The sequence below is a fragment of the Aestuariimicrobium kwangyangense DSM 21549 genome (assembly GCF_000421525.1).
Classification (GTDB): domain Bacteria; phylum Actinomycetota; class Actinomycetes; order Propionibacteriales; family Propionibacteriaceae; genus Aestuariimicrobium; species Aestuariimicrobium kwangyangense.
Genome location: NZ_ATXE01000003.1, coordinates 283,205 through 304,987, shown reverse-complemented (window position 1 = coordinate 304,987; position 21,783 = coordinate 283,205). Strand labels below are relative to the sequence as shown.

The 21,783-nt window shown below is 70.0% G+C and carries 19 protein-coding genes; 7 read left to right on the top strand and 12 right to left on the bottom strand.

Going from position 1 to position 21,783, the window contains the following annotated elements; translation table 11 throughout:
- The first annotated feature begins 139 nt into the window (after positions 1–139).
- Positions 140–1,294 carry a serine/threonine-protein kinase gene (locus H507_RS16405; protein ID WP_022910838.1) on the top strand — a complete coding sequence of 385 codons (1,155 nt, stop codon included), beginning with the start codon at positions 140–142 and terminating at the stop codon, positions 1,292–1,294.
- Between the two features lie 45 nt (positions 1,295–1,339).
- Here H507_RS16405 and H507_RS16400 read toward each other — a convergent pair whose 3' ends face one another.
- Positions 1,340–2,749 (bottom strand): MFS transporter, encoded by a 1,410-nt coding sequence (locus H507_RS16400; protein WP_051139785.1) that lies wholly within the window; start codon positions 2,747–2,749, stop codon positions 1,340–1,342.
- Positions 2,750–2,832: 83 nt separating this feature from the next.
- On the opposite strand from H507_RS16400, the gene H507_RS0111370 reads away from it, so the two are divergent.
- A complete protein-coding gene (locus H507_RS0111370; protein WP_026378135.1) occupies positions 2,833–3,102 on the top strand; it encodes a DUF3039 domain-containing protein in 270 nt (89 codons plus the stop codon).
- 102 nt (positions 3,103–3,204) lie between these two features.
- Here H507_RS0111370 and H507_RS0111365 read toward each other — a convergent pair whose 3' ends face one another.
- From H507_RS0111365 to H507_RS0111350, 4 genes are read right to left on the bottom strand one after another with little or no spacing between them, the layout of a single operon-like run.
- On the bottom strand, positions 3,205–3,639 hold the full coding sequence (locus H507_RS0111365; protein ID WP_022910836.1) for a type II 3-dehydroquinate dehydratase: 435 nt from the start codon (positions 3,637–3,639) through the stop codon (positions 3,205–3,207).
- Positions 3,640–3,695: 56 nt separating this feature from the next.
- Complete coding sequence (locus H507_RS0111360) at positions 3,696–4,733, bottom strand: SIS domain-containing protein (RefSeq protein WP_022910835.1); 1,038 nt, start codon at positions 4,731–4,733, stop codon at positions 3,696–3,698.
- Positions 4,734–4,739: 6 nt separating this feature from the next.
- The gene (locus tag H507_RS0111355; protein ID WP_022910834.1) at positions 4,740–4,943 is read right to left on the bottom strand and encodes a Trm112 family protein; all 204 of its coding nucleotides are present in this window, start codon (positions 4,941–4,943) and stop codon (positions 4,740–4,742) included.
- Position 4,944: 1 nt separating this feature from the next.
- Entirely contained in the window at positions 4,945–6,351 is a 1,407-nt protein-coding gene (locus H507_RS0111350; RefSeq protein ID WP_022910833.1) for a phosphohexomutase domain-containing protein, read from the bottom strand.
- 132 nt (positions 6,352–6,483) lie between these two features.
- On the opposite strand from H507_RS0111350, the gene H507_RS0111345 reads away from it, so the two are divergent.
- Both H507_RS0111345 and H507_RS0111340 read left to right on the top strand, forming a co-directional pair.
- Complete coding sequence (locus tag H507_RS0111345; RefSeq protein WP_026378133.1) at positions 6,484–6,843, top strand: DUF3499 family protein; 360 nt, start codon at positions 6,484–6,486, stop codon at positions 6,841–6,843.
- A gap of 22 nt (positions 6,844–6,865) precedes the next feature.
- Positions 6,866–7,324: a metallopeptidase family protein gene (locus H507_RS0111340; protein ID WP_022910832.1), complete on the top strand. Its 459-nt coding sequence runs from the start codon at positions 6,866–6,868 to the stop codon at positions 7,322–7,324.
- A gap of 3 nt (positions 7,325–7,327) precedes the next feature.
- Here H507_RS0111340 and H507_RS0111335 read toward each other — a convergent pair whose 3' ends face one another.
- The 5 genes from H507_RS0111335 to H507_RS0111315 form a co-directional block, all read right to left on the bottom strand.
- Entirely contained in the window at positions 7,328–8,569 is a 1,242-nt protein-coding gene (locus H507_RS0111335; RefSeq protein WP_022910831.1) for a DUF5719 family protein, read from the bottom strand.
- Positions 8,566–11,541, bottom strand: a complete 2,976-nt coding sequence (locus H507_RS0111330; protein ID WP_022910830.1) for a glycosyltransferase family 2 protein — start codon at positions 11,539–11,541, stop codon at positions 8,566–8,568. Before H507_RS0111330 ends, H507_RS0111335 begins: the two co-directional genes overlap by 4 nt.
- A gap of 137 nt (positions 11,542–11,678) precedes the next feature.
- Positions 11,679–11,933, bottom strand: a complete 255-nt coding sequence (locus tag H507_RS0111325; RefSeq protein WP_022910829.1) for a WhiB family transcriptional regulator — start codon at positions 11,931–11,933, stop codon at positions 11,679–11,681.
- Positions 11,934–12,077: 144 nt separating this feature from the next.
- Entirely contained in the window at positions 12,078–12,764 is a 687-nt protein-coding gene (locus H507_RS0111320) for a hypothetical protein (protein ID WP_022910828.1), read from the bottom strand.
- A 46-nt stretch (positions 12,765–12,810) separates the two neighbouring features.
- On the bottom strand, positions 12,811–13,896 hold the full coding sequence (locus H507_RS0111315) for a mannose-1-phosphate guanylyltransferase (protein ID WP_022910827.1): 1,086 nt from the start codon (positions 13,894–13,896) through the stop codon (positions 12,811–12,813).
- A gap of 48 nt (positions 13,897–13,944) precedes the next feature.
- Between H507_RS0111315 and H507_RS17425 the strand changes: the two genes are divergently transcribed.
- The gene (locus H507_RS17425; protein ID WP_022910826.1) at positions 13,945–14,643 is read left to right on the top strand and encodes a TIGR03089 family protein; all 699 of its coding nucleotides are present in this window, start codon (positions 13,945–13,947) and stop codon (positions 14,641–14,643) included.
- Between the two features lie 46 nt (positions 14,644–14,689).
- Here H507_RS17425 and H507_RS0111305 read toward each other — a convergent pair whose 3' ends face one another.
- Positions 14,690–15,721, bottom strand: a complete 1,032-nt coding sequence (locus H507_RS0111305) for a glycosyltransferase family 2 protein (RefSeq protein ID WP_022910825.1) — start codon at positions 15,719–15,721, stop codon at positions 14,690–14,692.
- Between the two features lie 19 nt (positions 15,722–15,740).
- Positions 15,741–17,324 (bottom strand): LCP family glycopolymer transferase, encoded by a 1,584-nt coding sequence (locus H507_RS16390; RefSeq protein WP_022910824.1) that lies wholly within the window; start codon positions 17,322–17,324, stop codon positions 15,741–15,743.
- A gap of 173 nt (positions 17,325–17,497) precedes the next feature.
- Between H507_RS16390 and H507_RS0111295 the strand changes: the two genes are divergently transcribed.
- Positions 17,498–18,700 carry an LCP family protein gene (locus H507_RS0111295; RefSeq protein WP_022910823.1) on the top strand — a complete coding sequence of 401 codons (1,203 nt, stop codon included), beginning with the start codon at positions 17,498–17,500 and terminating at the stop codon, positions 18,698–18,700.
- 68 nt (positions 18,701–18,768) lie between these two features.
- Positions 18,769–21,780, top strand: a complete 3,012-nt coding sequence (locus tag H507_RS0111290; protein ID WP_026378130.1) for a glycoside hydrolase family 2 TIM barrel-domain containing protein — start codon at positions 18,769–18,771, stop codon at positions 21,778–21,780.
- Positions 21,781–21,783 lie beyond the last annotated feature (3 nt).

Sequence of the window (21,783 nt, the reverse complement as noted above, 5' to 3'; positions counted from 1 at the left end):
TGAGGCCGGACCGCGGTGCTGCGACAAGCGATCCTGCCCGGTGCACTCGTGGGGAACTCTCACCCAACTCTCAGACCGGGGAGGCAGACTACCCAGACAGCACCACCCAGAAGGGTGGCCGTGGAAGTATGGGAAGGCAATGGACAAGATCGGTCGCTACCGCCTGACCCAGCGCATCGGCGCGGGGTCGTTCGCGACCGTCTACAAGGGCCACGACGACGACCTCGACGTCCCCGTCGCGATCAAGGTGTTGTCGTCGACCTGGGCCCAGAATGCCGACGTGCGGCGACGCTTCGTGGCCGAGGCCCGACTGCTGCGCCGCATCCGTGACGAGCGCATCGTCCGCGTCTACGACATCGGTGACACCCCCGACGGGCTGCCCTACTTCGTCATGGACTACGCCGACGGCGGCACCATGGAGAACCTGCGCAAACACCTCACCGCCCCCGGACGAGCCCTGCGCCTGTGCGCCGAGGCCTCGCGGGCCCTCGAGGTGCTGCACCGCCACAACCAGATCCACCGCGACGTCACACCGGGCAACGTGCTGCTCACCCATTCCGCCGCCGGGGTCCGTGTCATGTTGGCCGACCTGGGGGTCTCGGAGTCGCTGGTCGACAAGTTCGGCAGTTCCGCCACGGCTGGCACGCCGGCGTTCATGGCGATCGAGCAGGCCAGCGGCGCCCCACTCGACCATCGCAGCGACATCTACTCGATGGCCGCTGTCACCTACTCCCTGCTGACCGGGCACGCTCCCTTCCCGGTGAAGACCTTGGAGGACCTGCTGGGACGCAACCCGAACGTGGGGCCGCCCCCCGTCTCCGACCGGATCGGCGCGCCGCCGGAACTCGACGCGTTGTTGTTCGACGCCCTCTCACCCGACCCCAGTCGTCGCCCCCAGTCGGCCGAGCAGTTCGCCACCGCACTCGATGCCATCGCCGAACTCATGCCCGGGGGTGAGACCTACGTCCCGCTGCCACTGGAGGGAGGGGGACGCGGGGCGACCCTCCCCCCCACCACCAACGGTCATGCCGCCCCGTCCGCTCCCCTGCCGACCAGTGGCGGCGAGTGGGCCAGCAGTTCCCACCGCAGCTTCCGCTCGGTGGACGACCTGAACACCGTGGCGCCGCGCAACGAGACACCGGCGTCGATGCTCGAGCAGTACCTGGGCAAGGGGCGCTACCAGCCGGCGCCCGTCAAGGAGCGGCACTCCTGGGGCTACTACCTGCTCGTCACCAGCGTGCTGGTCGTGGTCTTCGTGCTGGTCACCTTCCTCACGATCAACTACCTGACCTGACCTGAGCCCCATGGCCAGGGTCGGGGACGTCCTGACCCCGCTGGGCTACCGCGGACCCACCCCGGCAGTCGCGTTGCGCACGGGCCCGATCCGCAGCGAGGCGCCGAGTGCGAGTACTGCCACCAGGGCCATCACCGCGAACACCGAGGCGAAGACCGTCGCCGGGAGGTGGTTCGTGCGCAACCCCGCGAACAGCGTGCCGGCGATCCCCACCAGCAGCGCGTTGCCCATCGACTCGCTGACCTGCAGCGACGAGGTGTTGCGTCCCAGCTTGGCCGGTGCGCTGAGCTGCATCACCGCCAACGTGCCCGAGGCGGTCGAGAATCCCATGCCGAGACCGCTGACCGTCCAGCCGATGGCGATCAGGGCCAGCGGCCACCCGAACCACACCGACGCAGCCACCAGACCGACCCCCACCACGTGGCAGGCGGTGCCCAGTTGGATGAACTGGTCACGCCGCACCCGGAACCAGGACCTCGACTGGAACCACGAGCCGAGAGTCCAACCGATCGAGCCGATGGTCAGCGCCAGACCTGCCTCGAACAGGGTGAGCCCGCGCAACTGCACCAGGGTCAGCGGCAGGAACGACTCGGCGGCGAAGAAGGTTCCCGCCTGCAGCAGGCGCGCCCACGACACGGCAGCGATACCGGGGGCCAGCCGCAGGAATCCGGGAGCCATCAGGGGACGGATCGACACGGCGATGGCCACCGCCGCAACCACGGCCAGCACGAGACCGGTCCAGTCCAGACGTTGACCGCCGGCCTGCAAACCGGCCAGACCGAGCGAGACGAGCACGGCTGCCCAGATGGGCACGGCCGCCGACTGTTCGGGGTGGGGGCGCAGGTGCTCACGCATCCGGGCCAGGGGACGCACGCACAGCAGGCTGGCCACCACGAGCACGGGGATCACGCTCCAGAAGACGTGGTGCCAACTCCACCGATGGGTGAGCCAGGCGGCCACGGGCGGGCCGACGAAGGCGGGCAGCACCCAGCAGAAACTGAAGGCCGTCATCAGCACGGCGCGACGGTGCTCGTCCCACAAGCGGGCGACGATCACCATCAGACTGACGTTCAGCAGTCCGCCTCCCAGACCCTGGACGAATCTGGCCGAGACCAGCACCACCATGGTGGGGGCAAGGGCTGCGAGCGTGAGTCCGAGACCGAACAGTGCCACCCCGACCACCGCCGGACGGACGGGACCGAACGCGTCGCACGCGCGGCCGCCGAGCACGGTCGACAGGCTCATGCCGATCACGAACAGCGAGAAGGCCCACGCGAACAGGCTCAACTGCCCCAGTTCGGCCGCGGCCGCCGGCATGGCCGTGGCGACGGCGATCGCCTGGAAGGCGACGGAGAAGACGATGGTCAACACGCCGACCGTGAGTGCACGAAGGCTCGGGGGCACGACGTCGCCGACCACGCCGACCCGGGTCTGGTCACTCACCTGCTCTGCCACCCGCCCCATCCTGCCAGTGGTGCGGGTTTCTGCTGTCAGCCGACCGTGACGCGGGGGTGGACGGGCTCGGTAGAATGCAGCGCATGAACCAGCAGTTGGCCCCCGGATCCCAGACGGTCGTCGACGAACGCACCCAGGAGTCGTTCGATCCCGGTGACCATGAGCGGTTCTCGCACTACGTGCCCAAGGCCAAACTCACCGAGGCCATGGTGATGGGCACGCCCGTGGTGGCCCTGTGCGGCAAGGTGTGGGTGCCCCACCGCAACCCCGACAAGTACCCGGTCTGCCCCGAGTGCAAGGAGATCTGGGAGTCCTTCCAGGACGGCAAGGGCGGCAAGGATCCCGACCGCTGAGAGGCGGCACCGACCGGACGCCGCCGGCTCCCTGACCCCGCCCGTCGTGGCGCTGTATGTGTGGCTCAGGTATGTCGTGGCTCAGGTATGTCGTGGCTCAGGTCAGTCCTGGCGCAGCGACGCCAGGTGAGCCAGGGCGAGGTCGTATCCGCCCAGGCCGCAGCCCACGATGATTCCGGTCGCACCGGCCGAGAGCACCGAAACGTGGCGCCACTGTTCGCGGGCGTGCACATTCGAGATGTGCACCTCGACGTAGGCGGGGACCAGCGCGGCTGCGTCCCCGATCGCCCGGGAGTAGTGGGTCCAGGCGCCGGCATTGATGACCACGGGGATCGAGGCATCCGCGGCCTCGTGCAGCCAGCCGATCATCTCGTGCTCGGCGTCGGTCTGGCGCACCTCCACCACCAGGCCCAACCCTCGTCCGGTCTCGACCAGATGGTCGGCCAGTTCGGCGTGGGTGGTCGCGCCGTAGATCTCCGGTTGGCGACGACCCAGTCGTCCGAGGTTCGGTCCGTTGAGCACCAGCACGTCAGCCATGGCGGCAGCCTATCCGCAGGCGCCCGGTCCGAGCAGGGCGACCGTGGCAGCGACACTCAGAAGGCGCCGAGGCCGATCCCCAGCCAGGCCGCTCCGAACAGGCCCTTCTGCAACAAGGTGACGTAGGTCTCCATCGACGACGTCTGCGTCATCTCGCTGCCTGCCTCGACCACGCAGACCCGCACGTCATGGGTCTGGGCGGCCGCCAGCAACTGGGACCGCTCCTGACGCACCTGGGCATCGCCGGCCGGATCGTCCAGCACCACCAGGACCGGCCTGGTCTCCTCCCCGTCCTCGAGCGGATCGGCGAACACGTCACGTTCGCGTACCCCCTCGATGACGGGCAGGAGTTCGCTGGCGTCGGCGGCCAGGGCGGCTCGCCCCGACGATCGGCGGATGGCTTCCGCGACCCGGCGCGAGGCGCGGGCGGCCAGGACGGTGCCTCCCCAGACCAGTGGCTGGGCGTCGGCCAGGGCCACCGCCAGTTCCTTGGCGGGATTGGTGGTGAGGTCGCGGTGCGGAGACGATTCCTCGGCGACCAGGTCAGCGGCATCGGCGACCTGTTCGGGGACGACCAACGGCCCCAACCCCAACTGGTGCAGCACGCTCAGCACCTGCACGACGCACGCCAACGCATCGCCGGTGGTGACGGGCAGCAACAAGGTGGTGCGCGACCCCGCGCGCTCCGCGATCGCCGATCCCGGCTGGGCGGCCACCACGACGGCGGCGCCTCGACGCACGGCCTCGGCGACCGAGGCCACCAGCGCCGGATCGGAGCCGGACGGTGCCAGCACCACCACGAGGTCGAGGGCACCCACCCAGGCCGGCAGCCCCGGGTGGGGCCATGCCATGAAGGGCACCGGGCAGACGGGTTCGAGCAGGGCCCGGATCAGCCGCGCCTCGGGACCGACCGCGATCACCCCACGGGGACGCAGCCCGGCCTCGAAGCCTGCCGCCAAGGGCTCGTCCGCCGATCCCTGGGCCTCACGGCGCACGCGCGAACCTGCCGAGGCAAGCGATCGGAGCAGGTCGTCGGCACGCTCGGAGAGCCTGGTCTGTTCCAACAGGGAGTCGTCGAAGTCACCGGCCGACATGGTGGCTCAGTTCTCGAGGGTTGAACGGGCTTCGTCGATCAGCAGCACGGGGATGCCGTCGCGAACCGGGTAGGCAAGTCCGCAGACGGCCGAGGTGCACACCAGTTCGTGGGCGTCGTAGTCGACAGCGAACTTCGAGTGGCAGGCGGGGCAGGCGGCGATCTCGAGGAACTCGGGGGCGAGTTCCAGTTCGCTGGTGGGGTGGGACATCTCAGGCTCCTTCGGGGGTGGGCGCGGGAGTGCGCACCAGGTCAAGGACATCATCGCGGACGGCGGCCATCACCGCATCGGTGGCGGCCTCGACATTGAGCCGCAACAGCGGTTCGGTGTTGCTGGCACGAAGGTTGAACCACCAAGGGCGCTTCTCGGCGTCAAGCCCTCGCACGGTGAGGCCGTCGACCCGCTCGACGCTGCCCTTGCCGGCAAAGGCTGCCGCCACTCGCTCGATGGTCGCTGCCTGGTCGGCAACGGTGGAATTGAGTTCACCGGAGTTCGACACCCGCTGGTAGTCGGTGACCAGCGCAGACATGGGCTGGTCGCTGCGTCCCAGCAGGGCGAGCACGTGCAGTGCTGCCAGCATGCCGGTGTCAGCACCCCAGAAATCGCGGAAGTAGTAGTGGGCGGAGTGTTCGCCGCCGAAGATCGCGTGCTCGGCGGCCATCAGTGCCTTCACGTGCGTGTGGCCCACCAGCGAGGTGACCACTCGTCCGCCGAGTTCGGTGACCACCTGCTCGACGGTGCCCGAGGTGACGGAGTTGACCACGATGGTGGCACCGGGCTCCCGGGCGAGCTCCGAGGCCGCGATCAGCGCGGTCACCACCGACGGGGTGATCACCTCACCACGCTCGTCGATGATGAAACAGCGGTCGGCGTCGCCGTCGAAGACCAATCCCAGATCGGCACCGTGCTCCCGGACGGCCCGCTGGGCGTCGACGAGGTTCTCGGGCTCCAGGGGGTTGGGCTGGTGGTTCGGGAAGCTGCCGTCGAGATCGAGGTAGAGGCCGACCAGGTCGACGTCGACCCTCTCGAAGACGGCCCTGACGGTGTGACCTGCCATGCCGTTGCCGGCGTCGACCACCACGGTGAGGTGGCGCAAGCCTGAGGTGTCGACCAGCGAGTGCAGGTGGGCGACGTATCCCGGCAGGGTGTCGACCAGTTCCAGGTCACCCGTGGGCTCGCCCAACGGGGACTGGTCGGCCTCGAGTTGAAGAGCCCGCTCCGCCACCGCCCGCAGGAAGGCAGGCTCGACCGGGGCGGCGCCGGGGCGGCAGAACTTGATGCCGTTGTAGTCGGCCGGATTGTGGCTGGCAGTGAACTGCACCCCGGCCAGGTCGAGGGAACCGGACGCGAACCACAGCTGGTCGGTGCTGCTCAGCCCCGAGTCGAGGACGTGGACTCCGCGGGAACGCAGCCCGGCGATGAAGGCGCGGCTGATCGCCTCACCCGAGACCCGCATGTCACGGCCGACCACCACCGTGGCCCGCCAGGCCGGGTCGGCCAGGTCGGCCCAGGCCTGCCCGATCCGGGCGGCGCCGGCTTCGTCCCACTCACCGGGGCGTTCCCCACCGGCGACAACTCCACGGATGTCATTGGACTTGAACACGCTCGCCTCGATCACGGGTCGAGACTAGCGCCGGGGCCCACTCCAGCGCGCCTGCCACACCTCCGCCGTCAGCAGTCGTAACCTCCTCTGGGTGACCGGGCACCCGGACCACAGGCTCGGCTGCGGCACGACGAAGGGGGCACAGTGATGGGATCGAGGGTCTGTTCGCGCACGAGTTGTCGGGCCAGGGCCACCACGACCCTCACCTACGTCTACGCCGACCAGACGGCCGTGATCGGTCCCCTGTCACCCGAGGTCGACCCCGCCAGCTACGACCTGTGCGACCAGCACTCGGCCTCGACCTCGGCGCCACGGGGCTGGGAGACCATCCGGATGCCCGACTCCGACGAACCACGTCAGGCCCCACTGGACGACCTTCTCGCCCTCGCCGATGCGATCCGCGAGGTCGGCATGCGGGTGGACGAGCCAACCCCTTCCCCCGAGTTCGGCCGCGACGTGGTGGTGCTGGCCGAGAAGCGGCACCTGAAGGTCATCGCCGAACGCTGAGGCGAGGGCTAGGCTCACCCCCATGCCACGCCACCGCGACCGCCACGACCGCGGCATGCGTGGACCCCTCGTGCCGCTCGCGGCCGAGCCCCCCACGCGCCGAGCCGCACACGAGGTGCGCGCCGCCTTCCTCGCCCACCGGAACCCGACAGCCGCGGCGTGGTTCAACGAGTGTCTGACGGCATCGCTGGCGCGGATCGGCAGCCTGCAGCCGGGGCTGCTCGACCACATCGAGGTGGGGGTCGAAGAGGTGCCCACCGTTCGGGAGCATGACACCCGGGTGCCCCTGGCCGCCGCGATGGAGGCCTCAGCCACCCAGCCCGCACGGGTGGTGGTCTATCGCAGGCCCCTCGAACAGCGATCGACCGGACGCCGTCATCTGCGCAGGTTGGTGCATCGCACGGTGGTGGAGCAACTGGCCGCCCTGACCGCCCGCAATCCCCGAGACATCGACCCCTTGGTCGGCGACGAGGACGACTGAGCCTCAGCCCAGCCGCGGGTCCTGGTCGATCTGCACCTCGTTGGACTGCTGGACGGCACCCCGCAACGGCTGCACGGCCACCCCGGAGTTCGCGATGATCGAGGCTGCGGCGATTGGCAGGCCGCTGCTGAGGGTGACCACCTGCCCGGCCTGCACCACCGTGCCGGCGGCCCCCGAGGCGGGCACCCTGACGCGGGTGGTGCGACTGCCCGAGGTGACCTGGACGGTGACCGGCTGAGGATTCGGGTTGGCCACCTGGACCACCCCCGAGGCGGGGATGTCGGTGATGACCGGGGCCAGCGGGGCGCTGCCCACCATGGCCGTGTCGTTCCCGACCCTCACCTCCGCGGTGGCCACGATCGGCTGGTCGGCGGTGAGGTGCAGTGAGGTCGCCTCCCCCTCGAGGGCACCGGTCAGGTCGAGTTGCACGCTCGACTGGGCATCGACCGTGACGTTCTCGGTGCCCACCGGCACGTACTCGCCGCGCCCGTTCATCGCCTTCACGGTCACCTGGGTACGGGTCTCGCCGGGGTTGCCCAGCACCAGCCGGGTGCTGGTCGATCCGGCGACGATCCCCGGGAGGACGACCTCGGCGGCAGGCTGGGTGGCCGCCAACTGGTCGACCGCCCCGTCGATGGTGCGGCTGACCATCACCACTCGTCCCTGGGTGGCGGTCTGCACCACGGTGACCGGGTCCGAACCCGGCGCGAGGACCGAGATCGGCACCACCCTCACCTGTCCCGGCGGGATGGTCAGCCCACGCGAACCAGCGGTGGTGAGTGACCCGTTCACCGAGCTGAGGGCCAGGTTGACGACGGCCTGGGTCTTGTCCGGGTTGACCAGCAACAGGTCCGCGACGCTCGGGTCGGGTACCTGCACGGCCGAGGTGGAGGCTGGTTCGGAGCAGGCGGCGAAGCTCCTGCCGGTCGGCGAACTCAGGTTCACCCCCGGTGGCAGCACGCCACTGGCCTGGTTCTGGGTCACGATCACCGGTGCCGTGATGGGCGCTGTGGCCGAGACCGCGGTCGACTCCGCCAACATGCGTACCCGGGCCCCCGGTGTCGTGCCGCCGACCAGGTCACCGGAGGCTCCCTGCACCGGGCACACCCCCATCTGCAGGGTGGCGACATCGGGAAGTCGGGTGGGTTCCCGCGACTCGGTCGGGCTCACCAGACCGCCCACCACGAGCCCGAGCCCGGCCACCGCCCCGGCGGCCGCGAGCAGGATGCGTCTGCCCCTTCTCATCGGTCCACCTCACCCCGGGCCCGTCGAGGGCTCGCACCGGAGGGTGCCCCGAGCACGGGCGCGGCCAGTCCGATCAGCAGCAGGGCGACCAGCGACTCAACCACCACCGAGGCCACACCCCAGCGACGGGCGGGCGGCTGGTAGGTGGCCCCCTCCGACACCGTCCACACCCGAGTGGAGTCGTCGACGTATCCGGGTACGAGCCCCGGCGCGTTGTTCAGTCCACTGGCCTGCGCGGTCGACGGGGACCGCAGCCACAGGTGACCGATGCCTCGTGCACGTAGGGACTGCGCCAGTTCGTCCGAGGTGGCCCCTTCGGCGATCTGTTTCACCAGCCCACCCAGGGCCAGTGCGGCTGCCTCGTCGCCGGCAGGGTTCTGCTCGCCGGAGCCCCACCGGGGTTGGGTGCGACTGACCACGTTCCACGAGACGACACCCTGGCTCGACAGGTCGATCATCAGGGTTCGCGACCGCCGGGGAGAGTCCTGCACGGCCAGCACGTACGAGGGCAGGGAGGACCGCTGCACGGACAGGGCTGCGATCCGGTCACCCGGGATCCAGGCCACGCCGGCTGCGACCACCAGGGCGAGCGTGACCCCCATCAGTGAGCGCGTCAGCACTCGTCCACCCTCGCGTCGCGCCGCATCGTCGTACGACAGGGCCAACGAGACCACCAGCGCCCCGAAGCCCATCAGCAACCACACGTCGATGGCCGGACGGGCCACGGCTCCGTCGAGCAGGAAGGCACGTTTACCGAGCACGAGGGCCAGCCCGAAGCTGCTGACCGCGATCCCGATCCAGCCCAGTGGACCGGACCGCCCTGCGAACGCAGAGACGATGGCGGCCGCCACGGCCGCCAGTGCAGTCGCGGCGATCACGGCAGCGCTGAGCCAGGCCGTCCAGCCGCCCACGGAACCCCCCACCAGCAACCACATTCCTGCGGGCAGGTCGGGATGGGCGGTGGCGAGCGGGTCGGCCGAGGTGAGCATTCGTCCGGGATGGTGCAACAGGCGTGGGATCCAGGTGGCGATCAACGCCGTCGGGCCGACCGCGACCAGCAGCGTCCTGCCGCTCCAGCGGCTGCGCGCCAGCCCGTGCAGGGCGGCGAAGGGGAGGGCAACCAGGGCGAACACGGGAGTCGCCGTGGCCATCACCCCGAGCCAGAGAGCCAAGGAGGCGGGCGCGCGCCACAGTTCTGCGGTGCCGGGCCTGGAGCGCACCTCGTCTGCGACGGCGTCACCAGGACCGGGCTCGCGTCCCTGCCGGTCGAGCGCGAACCAACGCACTGCGGCCAGGGCGGCCAGCGGCATCACCACGGCGGTGAGCGAGGTGGCGAGCAACCCCCGGCCGGTCGACCCCAGCAGCGCGACGCCCATGCCCCACAGCGCCGACAGTCCAGCCTGCAGCCACCGGCCCTTGTCGCGAAGCACCCACCTCATCAACAACAGGCAGGTGGCGGTGCCGACCACCGGAGCCCCCAGCACGAGCAGTCGGGCGAACAGTTCCGGGGAACCGAAGGCGAGGGTCGAGCCGAGCGCACTCCATCCGATCCAGGGCGCATTGCTGCCCGGCAGCGCCACGGGTTCGGCGGCCCAGAGCCGATAGGCCTGGCCGAGGTCCTGTGGCGCGGGCAGCAGCCGCGGCCCGACGAGGTGTCCAACTCCGAGGTGGTGACGGGCCACCACCAACGCCGTGACGGCCATGGCCACCAGCACCACGCTGGTGGGTGAGGCCAGCCGCGAACTGGAGCGTCCACCCGAGAAGTCGTCACCGGTGAGCGCGTCGATGGAGGTGTCGGAGTGGTCCTCGCGCAAGTCGCGATAGCGGTCGGCGAAGGAGGCGAACAGGCGTTCAGCCGCGGCCCGCAAGGTCTGTGCAGGGGTCGGACGCAGCGCCCGGTCGATCGGGAGGCCGGCGTTCGGATTGCGCCCATGCATCCGGCGGACCACGGCCCGGTCGCCGGCGATGCCGCGGGCAGCCCGGAACCAGGCGAGCGCGGCCCGGGGTGACTTCCCGAGCAACAGGCCCACGCCCTTCAGCATGGCGGTGAACGTCAACCAGACGAGGGACCGTGACGGATGGGTCGCGTGTGCGGCCACCACTCGCATGCCCCACTGGCGGTCGAGCGCCGGGTCGACGCTGCCCGGACGGTCCTGCAGCCGACCGGCCTGCCGGTGGTGGATGCCCGCCGCCGGGGCCGTGCGCACGGTGAGACCGGCCTCCTGGGCGCGCCACCCGAGGTCGAGTCCGTCGCGGTGAAGCGGGACGTCGGGATCGAACCCACCCAGGGCGTCATAGGCGGATCGGGTGAGCAGCATCCCGCAACTCGACCCGCCCAGGGTGTCGCCCGGGTCGAGTTGACGCTGGTCGATCTCGCCGGGATCGATGGACAGATGTCGGTCGCCGGAGAGGGTGACCGACTGCCCCACCTCGCTCACCCGGGTCGCGTGGTTGCGGCGCTGGGGCTGGAGCAGGGCGGGGAAGACAACGTCAGGGGTCGGGTCGGCAGCCGACACCGCAAGCAGCAGTTCCCGCAGTGCGGTGCGCCGGGGTTCCGCGTCGTCGTGCAGCAGCCACAGCCACACGTGGTCACGGGGCAGCAGGGGCACGACGGCCTGCAGGGCCTGTCCGAAACCCCCGGACGGGGCGTCGACGACCTCGTCGAGCAGTCCCTCGTCCACGGCTTTGTCGAGCAGGTCGCGGGATCCGTCACGCGAGTCGGCGTCGACGGCGATCACCAGCCCGGGTCGATCGTCCAGTCGACCGAGCGCGACGAGGGAGCGGGCCAGCCACTCGGCTCCGTCGTGCACCACCAGGATGGCGGCCACCTCAGCAGCCGAGATCCTCGACTGCGGCTCAGGGGTCTCCTCGTGGGCCCAGGCCCATTCAGTCCCGGGCTCGACACTCGGGGCCGGGGAGGCCCGGGAGCCGGCGTCGTCAGGGGTGGCGTCCACCGGTGTGGCGTGGGTCATCCGGCCTCCTCCCCGCCATGGCGCGGTGCACGTTCGTCGGCCGTGGTGTGGCCCGATCAGGTGCCGAGTCTAGGCGGATGCGTTCATCGGGCAACCCGAAGGTGGCCCGGACGAGAGCGGAACGGGCGAGGACCAGCTCAGGCGCGTCGCTTCAGGCGTCGCCTTTCGCGTTCCGACAGGCCCCCCCAGATGCCGAACCGCTCGTCCATGGCCAGCGCGTACTCCAGGCACTCCCGCTTCACCTCGCAGGTCTCGCAGACCTTCTTGGCCTCCCGCGTCGATCCACCCTTCTCGGGGAAGAACGCCTCCGGATCCGTCTGCGCGCACAGGGCTCGCTCCTGCCACTCGAGCGGTCCCTCGGTCGTCGACAGCACTGTCAGCAAATCGCCCATCGGATTCCTCTCGACCCTCGAAGCTGCCAACCGGCGGCTCCGTTGAATCAAATTACAAGCGTGTGGTTCGACTCACGTCAAGCTGAGGGCGAGAAAAAGTTGCAGATCTTCGGCGTGGCGCGTCGCCGTTTCCGGACGAAGATGTCACGACCGGTCCTGGTCCCGGGGAGCGGGCTCCCAGCTGGCTGGTCCCCGCCGTCCCTCGGGGGTCTCCGTCGGCTCTCCCCAGGTCGACGCGGATGCACCCGTGGCGGCGTCACCGGCCCGAAGCCATGCCCCACCCGAGGCCTGGTCGGGCTGCCAACTGGGGAGTTGCTGGGCCGATGGCTGCGTGGGTGCACCCCCGCGGACGGACTGCTGGCCCGGCAGCTGAGGGGTCTGGGCGTGGGGTGCCGGGAACTGCGGCGGCGAGGTCGCCCGATCACCCGCCGGATGGGCGGCGACCAGCAGGCAGATGACAGCCAACCCCAGCTTGGCGACCAGTTCGACCGCGTCCCCCGCAGAGGTGGCGAACCGCCACCGGTCGGTCATCAGGGCGACGACCCCGAAGACCAGTCCCACTGCCGCGTCCACGACCAGCAGGCCGCCCAGCACACCCGCCGGGGCGCGCACGTCGAGGCGTGGCGCCGCGGTCGCAGCCCAGACCAGGGCGACGATCGAGGCGAGGGCATGGACGAGGGGCACCAGCCCACCGCCCATGACCGTGGCCAGGGTCGAGGCCTGCGGCAGGCCTCCTGACAGCAGCGAGATCCAGCCGATCGCGAAGGCCGCGACGGTCAGTCCGACCGCGAACCACGCGATTGCGAGTCGATGGCGTTCGACACCTGACATGAGCCCTCCCAAGGATTGATCCGGGTTCACTCTAGATCGGGCAGGCTCACGCGAACCGTGGCCCGACTTCGTCGGCGACCCTGGCGACGAGTTCCTTGACCTGTTCGGCATCGGCCAAGGGGGCGACCATGGTGGCCCGATCGGTCACCACCACGGCCATCGAGCGCAGCCCGGAGACGGCCACCACGTGCTCATCGGAGCGACGGTTGATGACCAGGTTGTCGAACCCGTCGAGCACGACGGTGCACCCCTGGCGGGCATTCCTCCCGGCATCGGTCGGGAGCTGGCCGGCCAACGCCAGGAAGGAGCCGACGTCGTACCAGCTGATCGGGAGTTCAACCGCCACCACCCGCCCGGGCGCCTCCCCCCGCGAGACGGGCTCCATCACCCCGTAGTCCACCGAGACCTTGTGCAGCTGGGGATAGATCTCCGCGAGCCTGCCCGGCTCGGCAGCCAACTCCAGCACTTGGGCATGAGTGGCCGGCTGCAGCACGGCCAGCGCCGCCAGCAACGCCGACGCCCGCCACACGAACATCCCTGAGTTCCACCAGTACTCCCCCGACTCGAGGTACTGCTCGGCCACCCGGCGCTGCGGCTTCTCGGTGAACCCGCTGACGGCGCAGGCATGCATCACCCCGTCGAGGCCCAACGGCCCGCCGCGGTGCAGGTAACCGAATCCCGTCTGCGGCGACGTGGGCACCACCCCGAACGTCACCAACGCATCGGGCACCCGCTCGGCCAGGGTGAAGGCCTCGTCCAACCGTTCCCGGAAGACCGACTCCGGACGCATCACGTGGTCGGCCGTCAGCACCGCCATCACCGCCTCGGGATCGGCGGCCGCCAACACCGCGGCCGGCCAGGCCACCGCGTTCAGGGAATCACGACCCACCGGCTCACCCAGGATGTTGCCCGACGGCACCTCAGGCACCTGCGCCGCCACCGAGGCGGCATAGTCGGCACCCGTGCAGATCAGGATGCGCTCGTCGGGCACCACACCCCGCACCCGCTCATAGCTGATCCGCAACAACGACTTGTCACCGATCAACTCCAGCAACTGCTTGGGCTCGCCCTGCCGCGACAACGGCCACAACCGCTTCCCCGACCCCCCGGCCACGATCACCACGTAACGCATGACGCGACCCTATCGGCCGCCTGCACCCGACCCACCTAGACTGGCGCGATGCAGGCCACCGTTCTCCACGCCCTCGAGACCAGGGTGCAGCGCGACGGCGCTCGTCCACTGCTCACCTGGTACCACCCCGAGTCGGGTGCGCGAGTGGAACTGTCGGCGGTGACCTTCGCGAACTGGGTCGACAAGGCCTGCAACCTGTGTGGCACCCTCGGGGTGGACGACGAACCCGTACTCGGACTGCCCCTGGTGTTCGACCACCCCGGTCACTGGCTGTCGTGGGTGTGGGTCTTCGCCGGCTGGCAGGCCGGCGGTCGGGTGGTGGTGGCCCCCCGCGACGAGTTGGGCATGGTCGACCTCGCCGTGCTGGGCCCCGAGCATCCCGTCCCGGTGCCCGGCGTCGAGACCGTTGCGTGCTCCCTGCACCCGCTCGGCCTCGGCTTCGGACGACCGCTGCCCGGGGTCACCGACGCGCACGAGATCCTCTCCGAACCCGACGTGCACCTCAACGGCGCCGCCCCTGCCGAGCAGGTGTGGTGGACCGGGTCCCGCGAGGAGCTCACGGGTGCGGCCCTGGCAGGCCTGGCCCCGGTCAGGGGGCGCAGTCTGGTGGTGGCCTCGTCCCCCGAGGTGATGTTGAACGCACTGGTCGGGGCGTTGGTGGGCGGGGGCTCACTGGTGGTCGTCGACGGTTCTGCCCCCGACGATCGGGTGGAGGCCATCGCCACTGCAGAGCGGGCTGCTCGCTGACCCGGACGCGGATCCGGCAACCGCCGAGCCGGCCGGGCGCCGAACCTCAGCAGGTGGGGCGGGGCGCTGGATGCGGGTTCGTCCGTTCGTCGGCGCTGAGGCCGCGGACGAAGCCCGCCCCCCACCCCAGGTGCATGACCGCCAGCACCAGCGGCAGGCGCATCCGCGCACCTCGCGGGAGGTCGCCCTTGATGGTGGCAGCGCCCATGGCGACCCCGGTCACGTAACCGATTGGGGCGACGAGCGCTGCGGCCAGCAGCCGGTGCTGCCCGACCAACCCCACGATTCCCACGGCCAACCCTGCAGCCGAGCCGAGCACGACCACCGGCGGGGCGAGGTAACGGGCGCTGGCCGTCTGGGGATGACGCCTGATCACCTCGCGGCGCCACTTGCCGGTGGTGTAGAACTGCCGCGCCAGGGCTCGCACCGTCGACCGCGGACGATAGGTGACCCGCAGCCCCGGGTTGAACCAGACGAGTTCACCGGCCTCGCGCAGACGCAGGTTCAACTCCCAGTCCTGGGCACGCCGCAGGTCGGGGTCGTATCCCCCGGCGCGCCGGAGGGCATCGCGTCGGAAGCAGCCCAGGAACACCGAGTCGGCCGGCCCCTCGCTCGAGTCGGCCAAGTGGAATGCTCCCCCGCCCAGGCCGATCCGGGAGTTGTAGGCGGCCGCCACGGCGCGCTCGAAGTCGGTGGTGCCCCGCGCGTCCATCAGGCCGCCCACGTTGGCCGCGCCGGTGCGCTGGAGTGTCTCGACGGCAAGGTTCAGGTAGTCGGGGCCCAGTTCACCGTGGGCGTCGACCCGCACCACCAGGTCGTGGGAGCTCGCGTTGATGGCGAGGTTGAGCCCGTCGGGTGTCGTGCCCGTCGGATTGTCGACCACGACGATCCGCGGGTCGTCCGCGGCGAGTTGCTCGGCGATCTCGTGGGTGCGGTCGGTGCTGGGCCCAATGGCCAGCACGATCTCGAGCGGACCCGGGTAGTGCTGGTCGAGCACGCCCTGCAGTGAGGCACGCAGGTGCTTCTCCTCGTTGAGCACCGGCATCACCACGCTCAAGGAGGGCCACTGATCTCTCACGCCCCCATCCTTGCAGCCATCAAGAAACCGCGCAGACCTGTGACAGGTCGTCGTTCTGGGGCTGGGGGGTGCCGTTGTCGTCACTGGCGGGTGCCGTCGGCTTCGCCGACGACCCGGATCCGGCCGCTGTCGTGGGGCTCGACGACGGTCCCGGTTCCCCGGCGGAACCGCTCGGGCCGGCGGCCCCCGTTGACTTCGAGGTGTCAGTCGACCCGTCCGACCCCGACGTGTTCGTCGACCCGGAGGTGCCGCTCGAGCCAGGGGTGGAGCTGCGCCTGCTCGGATCGTCCAGGGCCTCGGAGGCCGAGATCCGCTGCTTGACCGTCTGTCGGATCACGGCGAGCTTGGGATTGCCGGGATAGATGAGCGGGGGCGTGAAAGAGACCGAACTGATCGGCTTCGCCTTGGCCTTGGTCGCCAGTGTCATCAACCGGTTCACCTCGCTGGCGGGCACGTCGGTGGCTGCGATCTGCTGCCCCGCGTGTGCGATGTCGTTGAACTTCACCACCACCGTGGCCGGGTTGAGTTGGTTGAGCATGGCGTTCATCACGCACTTCTGTCGGATCATGCGCTCGTAGTCGGTCGACCCGTGCCTCGACCGGGCGAACCAGAGGGCGTGGTAACCGTCGAGGTGCTTGTTTTTACCCACCTCGATGTAGCCGAACACCTTCGAGGTGCCGCCCCCGATGGGTACCCGCTTGTTGACGTCGAGGGTGATGCCGCCGACAGCGTCGATCAGGGAGATGAAGCCCTGCAGGTCGATCATCGCGTAGTAGTTCATCGACAGCCCCAAGGTCTGCTCGACGGCCTCCTTGGTTGCCTGCACCCCCGGGTCGGCCACACCCGGGTAGAGGTCCTTGTGGTCCTGGCCCAGCATGTAGACGGCGTTGAGCAGGCAGGAGTGGTCGGGGCACGAGTAACCGTGCGGGTACAGCTTGTGCAGGGGGGACGAAGGCGGGAAGTCCACGTCCTCGAGGTTGCGCGGAAGACTGAACAGCACGGTGCGCCCCGTCTGCTCGCTGATCGAGGCGACCGTGATCGAGTCGGGACGAAGACCGGTCCGGTCCGCCCCGGCGTCGCCACCGAGCAGCAGCACGTTGATGCGTCCGGCCGTGGCCTTGCGGCTGCCACCACCGGCGAACACCTTCGAGAGCAGGTCGCCCTGGGCTCGCGCCATCGACCCCAGTCCCAGCGAGCCGAAGAAGACCGCCATCGCCAGCAGCAGCGCACCGATGCCGAAACCCAACCTCGACCGGGGGGCCATGCCCATCGGACGGGCGACCCGCCAGGCGTCGAGCACCAGTGCGGCCCAGCAGACCCCCAACACGATCAGGACCCACTGCATCAGTTTCCAGAACCAGCCGCTGGCCAGCAGGGTGACCGCCGGTGTCCGCCAGACGAGGGAGACGAGGCCGAGGACGATGACCAGACCGAGCAGGGCACCGATGACGCGCAGCGCCACCACCCCCACCCGCCGGTTGCCACCGACCAACTGGGCCGAGCCCGGCAGCAGGATGCTGCCCACCAGGTAGCCGATGCCGCGACGCAGCACCACCCGTTCGCTGCGTTGGGCGACGGTGGGACTGTGGGCGGTGTCGGTCACGGGCGCACCTTTCGCTGCGGGGGAAGGCCGAGGCGCTGTCCAGTATGCGCGGACGACCCGCGGGCCGGTCCGTGCCACGCCGCTGCCACCGTGGTCCGAGGATTGGTCGTCGACCCGGGTCCGTGGTGCCGGTGGCACCGATGGGTGGGCACCGACTGGTTACCGTTGAGCGCGTGAACGATGCACCTCGACGCGACGATCTCGACTGGCTCTACCGCCGTGACGGGCAGGACGGCCAGAACCCCCCGTCTGCCCAGAACCCCCCGTCTGCCCAGAACACCCCGTATGCCCGGGACGGTCGCAACGCCCCAGAGGCTCCCCGAGCACGACCGCAGGGCCCGGTGCCGTCCGGCTACGGTCCGGGGGCGGGACGGGCCGGCTCGGGCCAGCCGCCGGTCAGTGACCAACCGCCGGTGCTTCCGCCACCGCCCACGGGTCGTCCGGTCCCTCACCGGCGTCGTGGCGGTGGGTCGGGGTTCGGCAGGGTGCTGGTCACACTCGTCGCGCTCTACCTCGCCTTCCTGGTGGCCACGCCGGTGGACCTGCTGGGGCGTGGCGGCACCCTCGACGCGCTGCCGGCGCAGAGGGCGGCAGACACCCCCGGCCGGGTGGTACTGCTGGCCGGTACGGATTCACGTGACAGCTCCACCAACTCGGGCTCCCGCACCGACACGATCATGCTGCTGGTCATGCCCACCAGCGGGAAGCCGGCCCTCATCTCGATCCCGCGCGACTCCTACGTCACCATCCCGGGGCACGGCAAGAACAAGATCAATGCCGCCTACGCCTTCGGAGGGCCGCAACTGCTGGTGCGCACCGTCGAGGCGAACACCGGGCTGCGCGTGGACGACTACCTCGAGATCGGCATGACGGCCTTCCCGCGGCTGGTGAACTCCGCCGGCGGGGTGAGTGTCTGCCTCGACAAGCCGATGGTCGACAAGGACTCACACGCCAACCTCCCCGCCGGGTGCCAGACCCTCGACGGCGACCAGGCGCTGGCCTACTCCCGCATGCGCAAGTCCGACCCCCAGGGCGACATCGGACGCGCCAAACGGCAACGCGAGATCGTGGGCAAGGTGGCCGACAGGATCACCTCACCGGCGATGCTGCTGCCGTGGCGCTACTGGCAGTTCTGGTCGGCGGCCACCGACCTGGTGCACCGTGACCACAACACGTCGATGCTCGAGCTGGCGCGAATCGGCCTCGGCCTCAGGCAGACCTCGGGGTCGTCCGGACTGACCCTGGTGGTGCCCCTGTCGAACACCAACGCCCAGACACCGGCCGGCTCCTCGGTGCTGTGGGACGAGGCCAAGGCCCGGGCCATGTTCGCCCAGCTCGCGAAGGGGTCGACCAGCGGCCTGCAGCAGTACAGGTGACCGAGCCCACTCACCCCTGCGATGAGCGACCACACCCGCGCCGGTGAGCTCTGGCTAGGGTGGTTGGCATGACTTCCCGTATCGCCGACTTCACGCCGTGGCAGGGTGCAATGCCGCCCCGAGCCCACCTGCAGACCGATGCCCCGCAGACCTCGCTGAACGGTGACTGGGCCTTCCGGCTGGTGGGCTCACTCGACGAGGTGCCCAAGGGCTTCGGAACTGCGGGCTTCGACGCCTCGGAGTTCGACACCCTCGCCGTCCCCAGTTGTTGGCAGATGGTCGACCCCGCCGGCGATGCCCCCTACGGGCGTCCGGCCTACACCAACGTCAACTACCCCATCCCCACCTACGGTGCCGGGGGTGACCCCGTCGTCCCGGACGAGAATCCAGTCGGGCTCTACCAGCGCACCTTCACCGTCGGCTGGGACCGCGACCAGGCCCGCACGGTGCTGCGCTTCGAGGGAGTGGACTCGGCCTTCGTGGTCTGGCTGAACGGACACGAACTGGGCTTCTCGAAGGGTTCGCGGCTGACCACCGAGTTCGACGTGACCGACCACCTGGTCGACGGCGAGAACGTGCTGGCCGTGCAGGTGCAGCAGTGGTCGGACGCCACCTTCCTCGAGGACCAGGACATGTGGTGGCTGTCGGGCATCTTCCGTCCCGTCACGCTGCTGGCGCGTCCGCAGTTCGGGATCGACGACGTCTTCGTCCATGCCGACTACGACCACCACACGGGTGCCGGCGTGCTGCGGGTCGAGGTCACTCGGGCCGGGGAGCCGGTGCTCGCCACCGTCAGCATCCCCGAACTGGCCCTGCACGAGGTCGCCGCAAACGTGGAACACCACCTCGGTCAGGTGCAGCCGTGGACGGCGGAGACACCCCACCTGTACGAGGCGGTGGTGGCCACCGAGACCGAGCAGGTCAGGGTGCGGGTCGGTTTCCGCACCGTGCGGATCGAGGGTGACCGCATCCTCGTCAACGGGCGCCAGATCACCCTGCGTGGGGTCAACCGCCACGAGTGGCACCCCGTCCGCGGGCGGAGCCTCGACGACGCGACCATGCTGCGCGACGTGCTGCTGATGAAGCAGCACAACGTCAACGCCGTCCGCACCTCCCACTACCCACCCGATGCGCGGTTCCTCGACCTCTGCGACGAGTACGGGTTGTGGGTGATGCTCGAGGCCGACCACGAGACCCACGGCTTCCAGGCCGAGGGCTGGGTGGCCAACCCGCCCGCGGACCCGCGCTTCCTCGACGCCTTGATGAACCGCATGCAGCGCAGTGTCGAGCGCGACAAGAACCACGCCAGCATCATCAGCTGGTCGCTGGGCAATGAGGCGGGCTTCGGTGAGAACCACCACCGGATGGCCGCCTGGACCAAGCAGCGTGACCCCGGCAGGTTCCTGCACTACGAGGGTGACTACGACGTCGAGGTGTCAGACGTGTGGAGTCAGATGTACACCTCGATCCCTGAGCTCGACGCGATCGGCGCCAAGCGCGACCTGCCCGAGGGCAGCAAGTTGGGCGCCCGCCCGCAGAGCGAGAACGAGTTGGCCAAGCCACACCTGCTCTGCGAGTACGGCCACGCCATGGGCAACGGCCCCGGTGAACTGCGTGACTACTCCGACCTGTTCGACGCCCACAGCAAGCTGCACGGCGGGTTCATCTGGGAGTGGATCGACCACGGGGTGCAGGCCACCTCCCACCCGTCGGCTCGTCGATCGGCGACCGAGGACGCGGGCGTCCACCACCTCTACGGCGGCGACTTCGGCGAGGAACTGCACGACGGGAACTTCATCATCGACGGCCTCGTGTTCCCCGACCGCACCCCGAGCCCCGGCCTGGTCGAGTTCGCCACCGTGATCGCACCGATCAGGATCGTGGTGGGCGACGAGATCACCCTCACCAGCGTGCTCAGCTTCGCCGACGACTCCGCCTACACCTACGCGTGGTCGGTGTCGGACGAGGGACAGCAGCTGGCCTCCGGTGACCTGGACGTGCCGACCATCGATGCCGGTCACAGCGTGACCGTGTCACTTCCCGAGGAGATCTCCGGGCTGCCGGCAGCATCCGGGGAGCGCTGGCTCACGGTCACGGCCCGGCTTGCCTCCGACACGGCGTGGGCCAAGGCGGGCCACGAGGTGGCCTCCGGCCAGGGACTGCTGTCTGCCGGAGAGCAGCGCATCGTCACCGGCGACGCCATCGGGGTCGTGTCCGAGCCCGGTGGTTGGGCCGTCGGCCCGGCCCGATTCGACGAGCACGGACGCCTGGTACGCCTGGGCGGCATCGACCTCGACGGGGTGGAGTTCGACCTGTTCCGCGCCTGGATCGACAACGAACGCATGGGCGGGGGGCAGGTGATCAGGCGCGCGGGCGAACAGATCGGCCTGCACCGCCTGCACAGCAAGGTGCTGTCGGTCGAGGAGGCCGAGGGGGCGCTGGTGGTGACCACCCGCACGGCCGCGGCCGCGTCCAGTCGCGACTACGTGGCCCGGTTCGAGTGGCGGGCCGTGGGCGAGTCGCTGGTGCTCGACCTGACCGCTGAACCGCACGGTCCCTGGGGTGAGCAGATGCTGCCCCGTCTGGGACTGACCATGAGCGTGCCCACGGGCCTCGACCAGCTGACCTGGTTCGGCCGTGGACCCGGGGAGAGCTATGTCGACACCCACGAGTCCCAGAAGATCGGACGCTGGAGCGCCCACGTGTCCGAGCTGCAGACCCCGTATGTGGCTCCCCAGGGAAACGGACACCGCAGCGAGGTGCGCTGGGTCGAGGTGTTCGGCGACGGGGTGTCCGGCGACGGGGGGTCCGGTGACGGGGTTGTCGGGGAGGCGGGGTTCCGGGTGACCGTGCTGGGTGATGCCGAGCCGATCTCCGTCTCGCTGGCACCGTGGAGCCAGCATGCGATCCGCGAGGCCCGCCACACCCCCGATCTGGTGGCCGACCAGGTGAACTGGTTGACACTCGATGCCAGGGTGGCTCCGGCCGGATCGGGTGCCTGTGGGCCGCTGCCGCAGCAGAAGTACCGGGTGACCGCACAGCCGGTGGCGATGCGGCTGGCGTTCACCCCCCTCGGCTGAGGA